Raw genomic sequence first — 12,805 nt, forward strand, 5'->3', positions numbered from 1 at the left:
CCATGGAAGATCTCAGTTTTCAACACCAGGCCCGCGCGCGTGCCGGCGGCACTAAACGGAGCGCGATCGTCGGCGTGGTTGCCTCTGGCAATCTGGAGGTGCTGGTGGAGCGGATGCTTCCGGATGCGCGATGCCGGTTTGAGATCAGGACTGTGGCCATGGGTTTCGGCGAGGTCTGGAATGCCGTCATCGCAGATTTCGTCGAGCGTTATTCGCCGGGCGGACTTCAGTTCTCCATCAACGATGGCGGCGCACGTCCGGATACCGTCTCGCTTCGTCTGGCCCAGGCGGTTCGCCTGATCGAGGAGGGCGGCCAATGACGGCGTCGTCGAAGCGCCTTGCTCCCGCGGGACGGTCGCGCGCGACCAGCTTCAACGAGGCGTCGGCGCGGACAAGGCTCGAACTGCTGCTCGATGCCGGCAGCTTTGTCGAGTTCATTGGGCCCGAGCAGCGCGAGGTCAGTCCGCACCTGAAGATCTTCGATCTTCCCGAGCAGTTCGATGACGGCATCATTGTCGGGCATGGGCGCCTCGATAGCGCGCCGGTGTTCGTGGCTGCGCAGGAAGGGCGCTTCATGGGCGGCGCCTTCGGCGAAGTCCATGGCGCCAAGCTGACCGGGCTCTTGCGCGCCGCACGCGAGATCAAGTCGACCCCGGTCGTCATCCTGTTCGATACCGGCGGCGTGCGCTTGCAGGAGGCCAATGCCGGCGAGCTCGCCATCGCCGAGATCATGCGTGCGGTCATGGAAGCGCGCACCGCGGGCGTGAAGGTGATCGGCCTGATCGGCGGGCGCTCCGGATGTTATGGCGGCGGCGGTTTGATCGCAGGCTGCTGCTCCGCGCTCGCGGTCTCCGAGCCCGGGCGCATCGCAGTGTCAGGTCCCGAGGTCATCGAGACCAATCGCGGCGTCGAGGAATTCGACTCTCGCGATCGCGCCTTGGTCTGGCGCACTATGGGAGGCAAGCATCGCCGGTTGCTCGGCGCAGCCGACGTCTTCACCGACGATACGGTGCAGGGCTTTCGCGATGCCGCGCGCGAGCTGCTTGACGTGGTCGGGACTTTCGGCCTCGACCGGCTGAAGGCCGAGCAGCTGCGCCTCGCCGACCGATTACGACAGTTCGGAGCCTGCCGGGATGCCGTCGAGATCTGGGCGGCCGAAGGCATTGCGGATGCAGCAACGGTTCCTGATCTGCCGGACGACCAGTTCATCGCGCTTGCCAACAGGATCGGGAGGACCAGCCGTGACGCTCGATGACATCCTCGCCTCGCTCTTTCCCAGCGGTCACGAGGTCAGAAACGACAAGGGCATCCTGTTCGGTTCGGCGAGGGCGCGGTCGAGCGCCAAGATGCTCATCATCGGTATAGCCGGTCGGACCGCGCTTGGCGTGGATGAGGCGATCAGGCTTGCCGGCTATGTCCTGGATTCCCTTGATCAGGGAAGCGGGCCGATCCTGGTCCTCGTGGACAGCGACAGCCAGCGCATGAGCAGGCGTGACGAGCTGCTCGGTCTGAACGAATTCCTGTCGCATCTCGCCAAGGTGCTGATCTACGCGGACATGAATGGCCGGCCGACCATCGGCCTTCTGTACGGTCACTCGGCCGCAGGGGCTCTACTCGCAACTGGCCTCGCGGCCCGCGTGCTGGTCGGATTGCCCGGCGCCGACCCGGCGGTGATGGATTTGCCGTCCATGGCAAAGGTAACCAAGCTGTCGACGGCGGCATTGCAGGACAAGGCCAAATCCACGCCGGTCTTTGCGCCGGGCTTGTCGAATCTGGCCCGGATGGGGGCGGTTCACGTCACGTGGAATGACGCGGCTTCACTTGCGGATCAACTGGACGCGCTGCTTGCCGACATGCCCGATGCACATGATCGGCGCGACGCGCTGGGCGAGGAGCGTGGCGGCCGGATGAAAGCAGCCGAAATTGCGGAGCGTGTTCGTGATCTCACCCTGCACACCCGATGAACGCCCGATCAGTCGTCACGACCTGGTCTTTGTCAGTGCCGAGAGCTGGCACGCAATGCTCGCCGCGCGCGGCGATCTCGCCGGTCATCCGCTCGTGGCGGACTGGGCCGACAGGGGATGGCCGGCGGTCAGGCGCCGCGCCACACCAACTGACGCCTTCGGCGTACCATTGGGACTGCCGTTGCCGCCCGCTGCCGGCAAGCAGCGGCTCTCCTTTGTCCTGCGCTTCGATGACATCGTTTCTGTCGCGAGGCCCCCGGCGCTGAACGACGTGCGCGCATCGGCGCCGCGGACCTGGCAGCCGACGCTTGATCGTCTCGACGAACTCACCGTCCGCCATGCGGTGGAGGTGCGCGTCTTCGGGAGCCTGGCCTGGCAGGCGCTGACCAGACTCGACTACGTGACTGATCATTCCGATCTCGATCTTCTGCTCGATCTCCGCGGCGCGACCGATGTCGATCGTCTTGTCGCCGATATCGCCGCGATCGAGGCCGACGCCCCCATGCGGCTCGACGGTGAGCTGATGCGCCAGGATGGCGCCGCGGTGAACTGGCGCGAGTTCCTCGGCGGTCCGCAAGAGATCCTGGTCAAGCGTGTTGATAGCGTCGGCCTGCTCCGCAGGGACCGATTTGTGTTGGGAGCGATGTCATGACCGCCGCGCTCGCGCGCAGTCCGGAGCGGGCGCTTTGGCGCCATCCACAAAGACGTGACGATGTCTCTGCCATCGGCGACAGCGCCGCCGATTGCCTCATCATGGAGCTGGAGACCTGGCCGAAGCCGGGGCTCGTGAGCCATGTCGACAATGGCAGTCACGACGACATGGACGCCGGCACGTTTCGCCGCAGCGCCGCGGCGATCAAACCTTATTTTCGGCAGCTCGCCGATGCGGCTGCGCGTGGCTGCGGAATGGGGCGGCTCAGGATCATTGGCCTCGAAGCCGAAAGCGCAATGCTTGCTGCGACCTCCGGGGTCAACACCCATCGCGGTGCGATCTTCGGACTAGGCTTATTGTGCGCTGCGGCTGGGGCGAGAGCCGGCGGCATGATTAATCCCGAGCTGCCGCTGGGCGATATCGTCGCGCGGCTCTGGGGCGACGGCATAATCGATGGTCCGGTGGTGCTGCACAGCCATGGCAACGCTGCTCGCCGCCGCTTTCGCGCCGGCGGTGCGCGCCTCGAGGCGGCGAGCGGATTTCCCAGCGTCTACCGGATCGGCTTGCCGGCTCTGCGGAAAACGGAGTGGGCCGTCCCGCACGAGGCGGAGGCTGCGCGGGTGGAAGCCTGCTTCGCCCTGATCGCCTCGGTCGAAGACACCAATCTGCTGCATCGTGGCAGGCTCGACGGCCTCCGCTTTGCCCGCTCGACTGCCCGTGACTTTATCGACAGCGGCGGCGTGCGACGGCCCGGCTGGCGCGCCCGAGCGCAGTCTATCCACGACAGCTTCGTTGCCCGGCGTCTTAGTCCCGGTGGATCGGCCGATCTCCTTGCCATGACGCTTTTCGTCGATGCTCATGAAAGGCCGAGCCCATGACGTCCAATGTGATCGTGATGGCGCTGGCGCCGGTCTTCTTCGTCCTGTTGCTCGGCTATGCCGCCGGCAGATTCAAGATCGTCGATAATCATCATGTCGACGGTCTCAACGCACTCGTGATGGATTTTGCGCTGCCGGCCTCGCTGTTCGCCGCGACCGCCTCGGCATCGCGCAGCCAGATGATCGCGCAGACTCCTCTGTTCCTGGTGCTCGGCCTGACGATGCTGCTGCTTTATGCCGCCTGGTACTGGGCCGTGCGCAGCTTCGTCAAAGTATCAGGGCCGGACGCATCGCTGCAGGCCTTGACGATCGGCTTTCCAAATCTCGCCGGTGTCGGGCTTCCGATCTTGTCGTCCGTGCTGGGACCGGCCGGCACCGTCCCGGTAGCCGTGGCATTGGCAACGGGTTCGATCCTTATCAGTCCGCTCACGCTCATCATGGTGGAGATGAGCGCCAGCAAGTCTCACGGTGGCGAACTCTCGGGCTGGCAGATTCTGTCGGCCGTCCGGCGCGCGGTGACCAAGCCGGTCGTGCTGGCGCCCGCGCTCGGGATCGTCCTTTCGTTGTCGGATCTGAATCCCGATGCACTGGCCCATGCCTGCCTCGCATTGATCGGAAGTGCGGCTGCCGGCGTGGCCCTCTTCCTGACCGGCCTGATTCTGTCGGCGCAGTCGTTTCGGCTTGACTGGAAGGTCGTTGCCGCGACGGCGGCCTCCGACGTCATTCGGCCGCTGCTCGCCATCGCGGCCGTCTTCGTCATTCCGATCGCTCCGGACACGGCGAAGACGGCAATTCTGCTCGCCGCCGTCCCGTCAGGTTTTTTCGGCATTCTGTTTGCCGTTAATTACCGGCTGGATTCCGCGACGGCCGGCTCCATGGTCATTGCGAGCACAGGATTCAGCATCGTCACCATGGCGATTGCGATCGCGGTGCTCTTTCCCCATTAGGCCATGCCGATGACGCTTGCATGCACATATGTTCGCCCTGAACGGGCGGTGGTTCCGCGGCCGCCGACGTTCCGGCACGGTCTCTCGACGAGTTCAGGAGCCTTGGCGTCCGAACCTTGCTTGCGCAGCATCTCGACGGCAAAGCAGAAAGCAGCGGTAGATCTGGTCCGACCTTGACCGTTGCCGATCGGGTTCGGCCCGCAAAAAGGGGGCCGTCCTTGGCGGAGGACGGCCCCGAGAGGCTCGTATGCCCCGGGAGGAAGGCGCGAGCCGCGACTGGGGGTCTCAGTCGCTACATCTGCAGCTTCGCCGATCTGGTGGGACAAGTATTTCACGAACCCAGGTTGTTTCTCATTTCGCAGGATTCGCGCCGGTTCGCCGGCGCGACACCGGGCAACGTCTTGCAGGCTGAAGCCCGATCGTTGTCCAGCAGCAGGAGCGGCGGGAGCTCGTTCCTGCAGGTGCATCGCCAGCGCGCAGGAGTGTCGCCCGTGATCCGCTTGAACACCGTCGAAAAATGCGCTTGCGTGCAGAAACCGACCGCGAGAGCGATCTCGGCCAGGCTCGTCTCTGAATTCGACAACAGAGTCTTCGCGTATTCGATACGCTGATGCAGCAGATACTCGCGCGGACGATATCCGGTCGCAGCGCGGAACTGCGCCGCAAAGTGCATGCGTGACAGCCCTGCGACCTTGGCGAGATCGGAGAGCCTTATGCAGCTGTCATAGTGTGTCTTGACATACGCCTCGACCCGCCGAAGCCGCCATTTTGGCAAGGCATTGACTTTCGTGCGCGGCGGTTCGTGCCGAGAAATATGCATCGCGAGCGTCCGACCGACACATTGCGCAAATTCCTGGTCAACCGAGCTGCCGGGCTCGGTGAGCGCTTTTGCAAGTTGCTCGGCGAATGGATCGCGCAGCAGGATGAGGTCGTTTAGATCGTCGCCACTCCAGAGCCGCGATCCGATTTGCGGCGGTGAAAAGCGGTCGATCGGCAAGGAGAAGTGCAGGAAATCACACGGTGCGAGGAACTGCACACTGAGCTGCCTTGACGGCGCGCCGACATACAGCGAACCTGCCGGCATGATGCCGTCGAAGATTGTTCGGTTTCCTCTGCTCAGTTTGAGGCGCGTTGTCTTCAAGGCGATGGAGATGAAATATCGATCGGGAGGCGTCACCGCTTCTTCGTGCCGGACGGCAGCCTGCGCGTAGATCCAACGCGAAATTGTGATGTCCTCTGGTGCTGCATCGAAGCCTTGCTCGGGTTGTCGCCATTCCCTTTCGCAGGGAAGCGCACGCGCTTCCTGGGAGGAACCCGGATCACACTGGATTGCCTGGTAGCTGGACCAACTGCCGGCCGCTTGCATGTCGGTGAGCATAGTTCATCCCTTCGTCTAAGCCTGCTGCCACGGCAGCCGGCTGCAACAACAAGTCGACGCCCAGACGATACGTCCGGCCAGGTCGCAAGACCCGTTAGCGATGCTTAAGGGCTGTGAAATTTTGCAAATGCACAGGAATTGGCAGCTTGTCGCACATGCGAGCTGGATCAAATCGATCGCCGATAGCGGTGCGTCATCCGACACCATCCGCCCTCGACGAGTTTGGGGCCGGGCGCGTTGGCGGCCAGGATGCCGTACCGGCCATCTTGGTCACGCCGGCCAGAGAGGAATTAAGGAATGCGCGGTGAAGCATCGACGCCGGGGGCGAGGCCGGGCTCGACCTTGGCCGCCGCTGGAACCGGAGTCTCGTGCGAATAGGGGAGCACCTCCGCTTCAGGGCGCTGCTGAGATAGCCCGCGGAGGCAATCCGGACGCGGCGGGCGCCCGCTTCCGAAGAGATCGGAGATCGGATCTGCGACGGTTGCGCGAAGCTGGCTCAGCCAGGTGGCCTGTTCGTCTGCGGCGGCGGATCGGATCGTCACTGTCGCCGTCAGTCCAGAGACCAGCGGCACGTCAGGCGGCACCGTGTCGATGGCGATGCGCACCGGCACGCGCTGCGCGAGCCGGACCCAGGTGTAGATGGGATCGACGTTGGGCAATCCTTGCGTGCCCGTGGCCGCGTTCGACACGCTGATGCCGCGCGTCACCGTCTTCACATGACCCAATATTGGTCTGGAATAACCAATCAGTTGCGCTTCTGCGCGGTCGCCCACGCAGACATGGGCCATCTTGGTTTCTTCGAAATAGCCGTCGACCCAGAAACTGTTGGAATCGATGACCGAGATGTTGCTGACCCCGGTTGTCGCATAGTCTCCGACGCGGAGCAGCAGGTTGGTCACGTAGCCGTCGACTGGGCTGACGACATTGGTCCGCTTCAGATTCAATTCCGCCTGCGCGAGTTGGTGAGCTGCGGCGTCATAGGCAGCCTTCGCCTGCACCGCGTTCCCCGCATAGATCTGCTGCTCCTCGGGCGTGGTGGCAAGATTGGACAGGTGCTGACGCCGGGCGTACTCGGCTTGTTTCACCTCAAGATCTGCGGCGCGTTGCTCGACCAGGGCCTTGCCGACGCTGGCGGCCACTTCGAAATCGAAGGGATCGATGACGTAAAGGACGTCGCCTTTATGGACGAGCTGGTTGTCGGCCACCCGCAGCTCTACGATCTTTCCGGAGATCTGCGGCGCAACGTTGGCGACCTGGACACGGACACTACCGTTTCGCGTCCAGGGCGCGGTCACATAATGCTGCCATGTCGCCACTGAGACCAGGATGGCGACCAGCGCGATGGCAAGCGTCGCAAGATGCTTGCCAGTTACGACGACGAAACGTCTGATGGTCTCCTGCTTCGGCGTGCCGGAAGCCGCCATCTGTGTCGGAGGCTCGTCGCTCCAGTCCGCCCTGTCGCTGTTGTCGCGCGGTGCTGGCTTCGAAGGGACGAAGCGACCGACGGCATCCTCGGAACCAGCTTGTGCGTTGGCTGGCGGTTCGTCCTGGACCAGCGTGGCGCGATCGCGAGGAGGGGCGACTTCCATGGCTCTCTTCCTAGAAAATAAGCGCGAGCAAGCCGAACAGCGTGATGTACAGGCTGAGTTCGGCCAGCGATGGGTTGCTGAAGAACCGTGCGAATCCCACCAGGCGCAGCAGGGGACGCAGCAACAGAAACAGAAACAGCGCTGCTGCGGCATAGGTGACGATGGGCGCAATCAGGACGCCGCCAAGGACGAGCTCCCGGTAGGTGTGCGTCATAGCTGCTGGCCTTGGTTTGATCCGGGCGTGGGCTGTGACGGCGTCAATGCAATGCTTGCCAGGACGAGGGTCGCGATCGCCGAATCGGCGCAGAGCGTGCTTCGGGCTGCAGTTCGGTGCAGCGACTCCGCAGCTGTTACGATGGCTTCTCCATTCCGTCCGACAAGAGCGCCCCGCGCGACGCGCGCCGCCTCTGCGAGCGGACCTGCCGCCAATGGGTCCAGTTCGGCGCGACATCGTCGCAGAATCGTAGCCAGATCGAAGCACCGCATCGCCTCAAGGACCATCTTCTGGCTTGCCGGTGAGGCGCCGGCTGCTGCCACGATCTGCTCGATCCGCGAGGCATCGCGAAACTCGGCCTCTTCGAGTGCAAGGTGCAGGCTTCGCCCTGTGCCGAGGCTCTTCAGCTCCCGCTGAGCCTCGCCCAGCAGCAGCCGAAGCCGTCGATCACCTGACAAGGAGGGGAGCGGGAGGTTCGCCACAAAGACCAGAACCGATGCAAGGCAGGTAAAGAGACACGTCACCAGAAACACCTCCGGCTCGTAGCTCTGCGGATTGCTTGGCGCGAGGACGGCCAGAGTGAAGACCAGGACGAGACGGCCGAGCGGTGAGAGCACGCGGCTTGGCAGCGATATCAGCAGCGCGAGGCCGATGACGACGGGTGCCAGACCGATTGCCAGCAACTGAAACTCGGATACGCCGTTGAAGACCAGGTACTTCAGGACACCGGCCAGCAGGCACGCGATCGGAGTGGCCAGCACGGCCACCATTGTGAAGCTGCGCGGATCAGGTGCCGTTGCGCTCAAGCCGATGATGACTGCGACGAGCGAGAGGCAGAGCTCGGTGCTTGGCCAGCCCGCCAACACGAATAAGCTTGCGATCAGCACGAAGGCGGTCGCTGCCCTCGTAGCATTTTCAGCGGCGATGCGACGCGAGCGGTACAACGGCGCGCGCCAATGCCGGGAAGGGCGCGCACCGGTATGCAGGGCATTGAGGCTGTTGCGCACGTCGGCGTTCCTGCGGCTGATCTCCGTGCTGAGCCAGGCCCGGCAAATCCTCATCAGGTCGGATGAGCTACGATCCCAATCATTCGGAAGCGCTACCGTTGTCGATGTGACCGGCAATGTCATCAGCGCACGGGTGAGGGATAACGCGCTCACGAGATCCACGATCGTGGAGCGCGCGGCTGCGCTTCTCGCGCGTCCACTGCTCGATTCCGTGGTGAGGCTCGCGATTTCCGGCCGCAGGGCCAAGATATCGCGCAGCATGAGGGCCGCCGTTGCGGCAGATGCAGCTTCGCCGCGCATAGCACGCGCCGCAAAATCGATAGCCCGGTGATATAGCGCGTCGAGGCGGCTCGCCAGAACCGGATGATAGTCCGGCGCGGCCAAAACGTCGTTGACCAGCGCAGTGGCGAGAACGCCGATCGCAATGGCCGCGCCCCGCGCGACGCCCGTTGTGAACACCTGCGAGGGGCTATCGATCTGCTGAACGACGATAAGGGCGACGGTGATGCAGCCGAGAGCTGCTGCATAGGCGCGATTGCCATCCAGCAACCCGGCCGCATAGACGCAAAGCCCGATCCAGATGCCAATCATTGCGAGCAGGAGTTCGTCAGTCTGGGAAAAGACGCCGGCGATCACGATGGATGCCGCGAACCCGACAACAGTTGCGAGCAGCCGGTAGCCTGCCTTCTCGAGACCCTGGCCGCGTGTCGGCAGGGCCAGAATCGCGACGGTGACTGCGGCCGAGGACGGCGATTCGAGCTCGAGCCAGAAGCCGACATAGAGCGCGAGCAGGGTGGCTAGCCACACCCGAATTGCGAAAGCCCAGGAGCTTGCGGGGAATCCGGCGAAGATCGACGGGCGTACTTCGGCGGCAGCACCGGTGACGTCCACTTGCATTGTACATCATCCGCTGCGGCAGGCTTTGGTCGCCCTGCCGATGTCGTGACATCGCATCCAGTATGGGGTTGCCGTGCCGATCGTGTATTTCCGGTCCACCAGCGGCCTTACGAGAATGCACGGCGGGTCCCGGAGAAAGGGCGCCGCGCGGTTCGCCCCGAGGACGGACTATCGCGGCGGGTGAGCCGACAGCGCCTCTTCAAGGCACCGGATGATTTCGTCACCGGTGGATGGTTTGCCGAGATAGCAATGCGCTCCAGCCGCCATCACGCGCTGGCGGACGGATTCGCTGGGAAAGGCCGTCATGAAGATGACCGGGAAGCGACGGCCAGAGGCAACAAGCCGTGCCTGCAATTCGTCCCCGGTGATTACTGGCATTTGAATATCGGCGATCATGCATGCCGGGTCATCTTCCGGCGGCTGCTGCAGGAAGTCGACGCCGGACTCGTACGTGTACGCCTCATAGCCGAGCGAACGGATCAGGCTCGCAAGCGATCTGCGAACGCCTTCGTCGTCGTCGACGATTGCAATTATGGTCGGCTTGGCCATTGGCGCAGTTCCTGACCGCCGTGCTTCCGCAAGGAAAGGAGGATATCTCCCGATACGCGGTCGGTAGGGCCTTATGCACCCCGAAAGCCCAAGCCGAAACTATACTCAGGTTTGCTCCGTCGTTTTGCGGGGCGGAGAAATCCCGAGCGCCTCGGCCTTGCGAACGAGATCGGCGAACGAGCGAACGTTCATTTTGCGCATGACGTTCCCGCGGTGGATCTTGACCGTGATCTCGCTCAGCCCGATCAGGCCGGCCACCTGCTTGTTCATAAGCCCGGCGGTGACATAGCCCATCACCTCGCGCTCACGCGCTGTCAATGTCTCGTACTGGGCGCGGATGTCCTCCTGCGCTGCGGCTTCAGCCCGGCTCTGCGCATCCCGGGCCAGCGCCGCCGTGACCGCGTCCAGCATGTCCTGATCGCGAAACGGCTTGGAGAGAAAATCGACGGCGCCGGCCTTCATGGCGCGCACTGACATTGGGATGTCCCCATGGCCGGTCATGAAGATGATCGGATATCTGATGCCCTGTCGGGTCAGTTGCCCCTGCAGATCGAGCCCGCTTACGCCCGGAAGTCGGACGTCCAACACGATGCAGCCGGGGCGGTCGGGCAGCGCGCCCCCAAGCAGTTCAGCCGGCGAGCCGAACAGGCGGGTTTCGAGGCCGACGGATCGGAAGAGGCTGTCGAGCGACGAACGAATCCCCGCGTCGTCATCGACGATGATGACGACCGAGCTTAAGGATTTGGCCGGCGGATGCTGTTCTTCGATCGGTCGTGTCATGACGAGGCGTGTTCTTGGAGGGCAGGCAACGTCAGGCGGAATGTCGCACCCGCGCCGGGCGTGCTGTCTGCCGATAAACGGCCGCCGTGAGCTTCTACCGTCGTTCGGCAGATCGCAAGCCCCATCCCCATTCCTCCCGGCTTGGTCGTGAAGAATGGGGCAAACAGGCGCGGCAGGTCATCGGGCGCGATGCCCGGGCCATTGTCTCTCACCGTGACGGAAAGGTTCCCGCCCTCGGCGACGCCGGCGTAAAGCGTGATGATGCGAGGGCCGCTCTGACCCGACATGGCCTGGCCGGCATTAACGAGCAAATTGACGAGCACCTGCTGAAGCTGGATCCGGTCGCCCCGAATGGGGGGCAAGCCGGGTTCGGTCTCGATGGTCAGAACGATGTCGTCCATCGCAAGTTCGCGCGCGACCAGCAGTGCCGCCTCCTTGATGATCTCGGTGATTTGCAGCATGTCCTGCTGGGCCGGTCTCTTCTTCAGAAAGGCCCGGATGCGGGTGACGATCTCGCTGGCGCGTCGGCCTTCGGCCACGACCTGGGTAATTGCACTTGCCACCTCGTCCAGATTGGGGACGTCGCGTCGCAACCACCGCAAGCCGGCTTCACCACCGGTGACAATCGCTGCGAGCGGCTGATTGACTTCGTGGGCGATCGAGGCAGTGAGCTCGCCGAGGGTGGCGACGCGTGCGGCGTGAGCGAGTTCCGCCTGCGCCGCAAGCAGCGCGTCCTGCGATTGTCGGCGCTCGGTGATGTCGACCACAAAAGCAAGCACGTTGCGATCCTCAGCGGGCCCGGCCGGAAAGGTGATGGTAAACAGCACGGGAACCTTGTGCCCGTTCAGGCTGACGAGCTCCGTCTCGCCTTCGTAGAACGGCTCTCCCTCTGCGAAGGCGACCAAGGCGTCGATGAAACTCCGATCGTCGTCTCCAAGAAACTTGTCGGCGTTCTCAATAAACGCGGAGGGGCCGTTCGCCCCCACCATCCTTTGAAGGGCCGGATTGACGTCGGTGATGTTGGCAAGGCGCCGAGCGTGCCGCACGAAATCGGGGTTTCGCAGCAGATAGTCGCGAAGATCGGCGCCACCGGTGGCCAAAGATCTCAGCGCCGTTCGAACGCCGGTCCAATCCTCTTCGACCACCCCGATCCGGCTTGCGTCGAACATGCGGCGATATCGCCGCTCGCTCTGCACCAGCGCAGCGTGCGCTGCTACGCGATCGGTGACGTCGGTATGAGTTTCGAGCACCCCGACCGGCTTGCCAAGATGGTCTCGCTGCAGGGCCCATCGGGCGTCGACGGCGATCGCTGCGCCAGTTTTCGTCCGCTGCTCGATCCGGCCCTCCCAGCGGCCAGCATCGAGCAGGTGGGACTCTATCAGATCTCGTTTCTCGGGATACGCCGTCTGCAGAAGCTCGTCGGCGATCCGCCCGACCGCGTCTTCCGCGACCCACCCATAGGTCTGTTCTGCGGCCTTGTTCCAGAAGGTGATAACGCCACGCCGATCCCTGACGAATATCATATCATGCGAGAGGTTCAGGAGACGGGCCTGGGCCGCGAGCCGGTTCGTCGCGGCCTGGTTCTGGAGCGCAAGCAGAGTCGTGATGGCAATCGCCGCAAGGCTCACCAGCGCGCGCAGGGCGGGCGAAGCCACGGGTTCCAAGCCGTGCGATGCGGAATAGGCGGTGATCGTCAGGACAACACAGGCTGCAGCGGCGACCATGATGTCATTGCGCCGATTTGTCCTGGCCGCGAGCAGGATAGCTACGACGTAAAGAACCGCGATGGCGCCCTCAAGTGGCGTGAGGACGTCGACAAGAAACACCGTAAAGGCGAGGGCCGCGGAGCAGAATCGCAAGCCGGTGCGGCTCATGGATGAACCCGTGGCTCGATCAATCGTATCGTCGATGGCTGTTATTCTTCCCATTCCAATCGCGTTGATGCCGCGA

At 63.7% G+C, this 12,805-nt stretch carries 13 protein-coding genes; 6 read left to right on the forward strand and 7 right to left on the reverse strand.

Going from position 1 to position 12,805, the window contains the following annotated elements:
• Positions 1-2 precede the first annotated feature (2 nt).
• From mdcC to ACQR1W_RS25115, 6 genes are read left to right on the forward strand one after another with little or no spacing between them, the layout of a single operon-like run.
• Positions 3-320, forward strand: coding sequence for a malonate decarboxylase acyl carrier protein (mdcC, locus tag ACQR1W_RS25090; protein ID WP_434853302.1), 318 nt, complete (start codon positions 3-5; stop codon positions 318-320).
• Positions 317-1,255: a biotin-independent malonate decarboxylase subunit beta gene (locus ACQR1W_RS25095; protein WP_434853303.1), complete on the forward strand. Its 939-nt coding sequence runs from the start codon at positions 317-319 to the stop codon at positions 1,253-1,255. Before mdcC ends, ACQR1W_RS25095 begins: the two co-directional genes overlap by 4 nt.
• Complete coding sequence (mdcE, locus tag ACQR1W_RS25100) at positions 1,242-1,964, forward strand: biotin-independent malonate decarboxylase subunit gamma (RefSeq protein WP_434853304.1); 723 nt, start codon at positions 1,242-1,244, stop codon at positions 1,962-1,964. The genes ACQR1W_RS25095 and mdcE overlap by 14 nt, the downstream gene beginning before the upstream one ends.
• On the forward strand, positions 1,939-2,616 hold the full coding sequence (gene mdcG / locus ACQR1W_RS25105; RefSeq protein WP_434853305.1) for a malonate decarboxylase holo-[acyl-carrier-protein] synthase: 678 nt from the start codon (positions 1,939-1,941) through the stop codon (positions 2,614-2,616). Before mdcE ends, mdcG begins: the two co-directional genes overlap by 26 nt.
• The gene (gene mdcB / locus ACQR1W_RS25110) at positions 2,613-3,494 is read left to right on the forward strand and encodes a triphosphoribosyl-dephospho-CoA synthase MdcB (protein WP_434853306.1); all 882 of its coding nucleotides are present in this window, start codon (positions 2,613-2,615) and stop codon (positions 3,492-3,494) included. Before mdcG ends, mdcB begins: the two co-directional genes overlap by 4 nt.
• Positions 3,491-4,441, forward strand: coding sequence for an AEC family transporter (locus ACQR1W_RS25115; protein WP_434853307.1), 951 nt, complete (start codon positions 3,491-3,493; stop codon positions 4,439-4,441). The genes mdcB and ACQR1W_RS25115 overlap by 4 nt, the downstream gene beginning before the upstream one ends.
• A 331-nt stretch (positions 4,442-4,772) precedes the next feature.
• On the opposite strand, the gene ACQR1W_RS25120 is transcribed toward ACQR1W_RS25115, so the two are convergent.
• From ACQR1W_RS25120 to ACQR1W_RS25150, 7 genes are all read right to left on the reverse strand, one after another.
• A complete protein-coding gene (locus ACQR1W_RS25120) occupies positions 4,773-5,819 on the reverse strand; it encodes a helix-turn-helix domain-containing protein (RefSeq protein WP_434853308.1) in 1,047 nt (348 codons plus the stop codon).
• Positions 5,820-6,109: 290 nt separating this feature from the next.
• Positions 6,110-7,408: a biotin/lipoyl-binding protein gene (locus tag ACQR1W_RS25125; protein WP_434853309.1), complete on the reverse strand. Its 1,299-nt coding sequence runs from the start codon at positions 7,406-7,408 to the stop codon at positions 6,110-6,112.
• Positions 7,409-7,418: 10 nt separating this feature from the next.
• Positions 7,419-7,622, reverse strand: coding sequence for a DUF1656 domain-containing protein (locus ACQR1W_RS25130; protein WP_434853310.1), 204 nt, complete (start codon positions 7,620-7,622; stop codon positions 7,419-7,421).
• On the reverse strand, positions 7,619-9,526 hold the full coding sequence (locus ACQR1W_RS25135) for an FUSC family protein (RefSeq protein WP_434853311.1): 1,908 nt from the start codon (positions 9,524-9,526) through the stop codon (positions 7,619-7,621). Before ACQR1W_RS25135 ends, ACQR1W_RS25130 begins: the two co-directional genes overlap by 4 nt.
• Before the next feature lie 168 nt (positions 9,527-9,694).
• Positions 9,695-10,075: a response regulator transcription factor gene (locus tag ACQR1W_RS25140; RefSeq protein ID WP_434853312.1), complete on the reverse strand. Its 381-nt coding sequence runs from the start codon at positions 10,073-10,075 to the stop codon at positions 9,695-9,697.
• Between the two features lie 105 nt (positions 10,076-10,180).
• Positions 10,181-10,855, reverse strand: coding sequence for a response regulator transcription factor (locus tag ACQR1W_RS25145; RefSeq protein WP_434853313.1), 675 nt, complete (start codon positions 10,853-10,855; stop codon positions 10,181-10,183).
• Positions 10,852-12,729 (reverse strand): PAS domain-containing sensor histidine kinase, encoded by a 1,878-nt coding sequence (locus ACQR1W_RS25150; protein ID WP_434853459.1) that lies wholly within the window; start codon positions 12,727-12,729, stop codon positions 10,852-10,854. The genes ACQR1W_RS25145 and ACQR1W_RS25150 overlap by 4 nt, the downstream gene beginning before the upstream one ends.
• Positions 12,730-12,805 lie beyond the last annotated feature (76 nt).

It is taken from the genome of Bradyrhizobium sp. HKCCYLS1011, assembly GCF_051167795.1.
GTDB lineage: Bacteria > Pseudomonadota > Alphaproteobacteria > Rhizobiales > Xanthobacteraceae > Bradyrhizobium.

Excerpts from the sequence above, each read along its gene's own strand:
- ACQR1W_RS25130 (WP_434853310.1), bottom strand. The coding sequence starts at position 7,622 with ATGACGCACACCTACCGGGAGCTCGTCCTTGGCGGCGTCCTGATTGCG.
- mdcC (WP_434853302.1), top strand. The coding sequence starts at position 3 with ATGGAAGATCTCAGTTTTCAACACCAGGCCCGCGCGCGTGCCGGCGGC.
- mdcB (WP_434853306.1), top strand. The coding sequence starts at position 2,613 with ATGACCGCCGCGCTCGCGCGCAGTCCGGAGCGGGCGCTTTGGCGCCAT.
- ACQR1W_RS25115 (WP_434853307.1), top strand. The coding sequence starts at position 3,491 with ATGACGTCCAATGTGATCGTGATGGCGCTGGCGCCGGTCTTCTTCGTC.
- ACQR1W_RS25150 (WP_434853459.1), bottom strand. The coding sequence starts at position 12,729 with ATGAGCCGCACCGGCTTGCGATTCTGCTCCGCGGCCCTCGCCTTTACG.
- ACQR1W_RS25125 (WP_434853309.1), bottom strand. The coding sequence starts at position 7,408 with ATGGAAGTCGCCCCTCCTCGCGATCGCGCCACGCTGGTCCAGGACGAA.
- ACQR1W_RS25095 (WP_434853303.1), top strand. The coding sequence starts at position 317 with ATGACGGCGTCGTCGAAGCGCCTTGCTCCCGCGGGACGGTCGCGCGCG.
- ACQR1W_RS25140 (WP_434853312.1), bottom strand. The coding sequence starts at position 10,075 with ATGGCCAAGCCGACCATAATTGCAATCGTCGACGACGACGAAGGCGTT.
- ACQR1W_RS25120 (WP_434853308.1), bottom strand. The coding sequence starts at position 5,819 with ATGCTCACCGACATGCAAGCGGCCGGCAGTTGGTCCAGCTACCAGGCA.
- ACQR1W_RS25145 (WP_434853313.1), bottom strand. The coding sequence starts at position 10,855 with ATGACACGACCGATCGAAGAACAGCATCCGCCGGCCAAATCCTTAAGC.
- ACQR1W_RS25135 (WP_434853311.1), bottom strand. The coding sequence starts at position 9,526 with ATGCAAGTGGACGTCACCGGTGCTGCCGCCGAAGTACGCCCGTCGATC.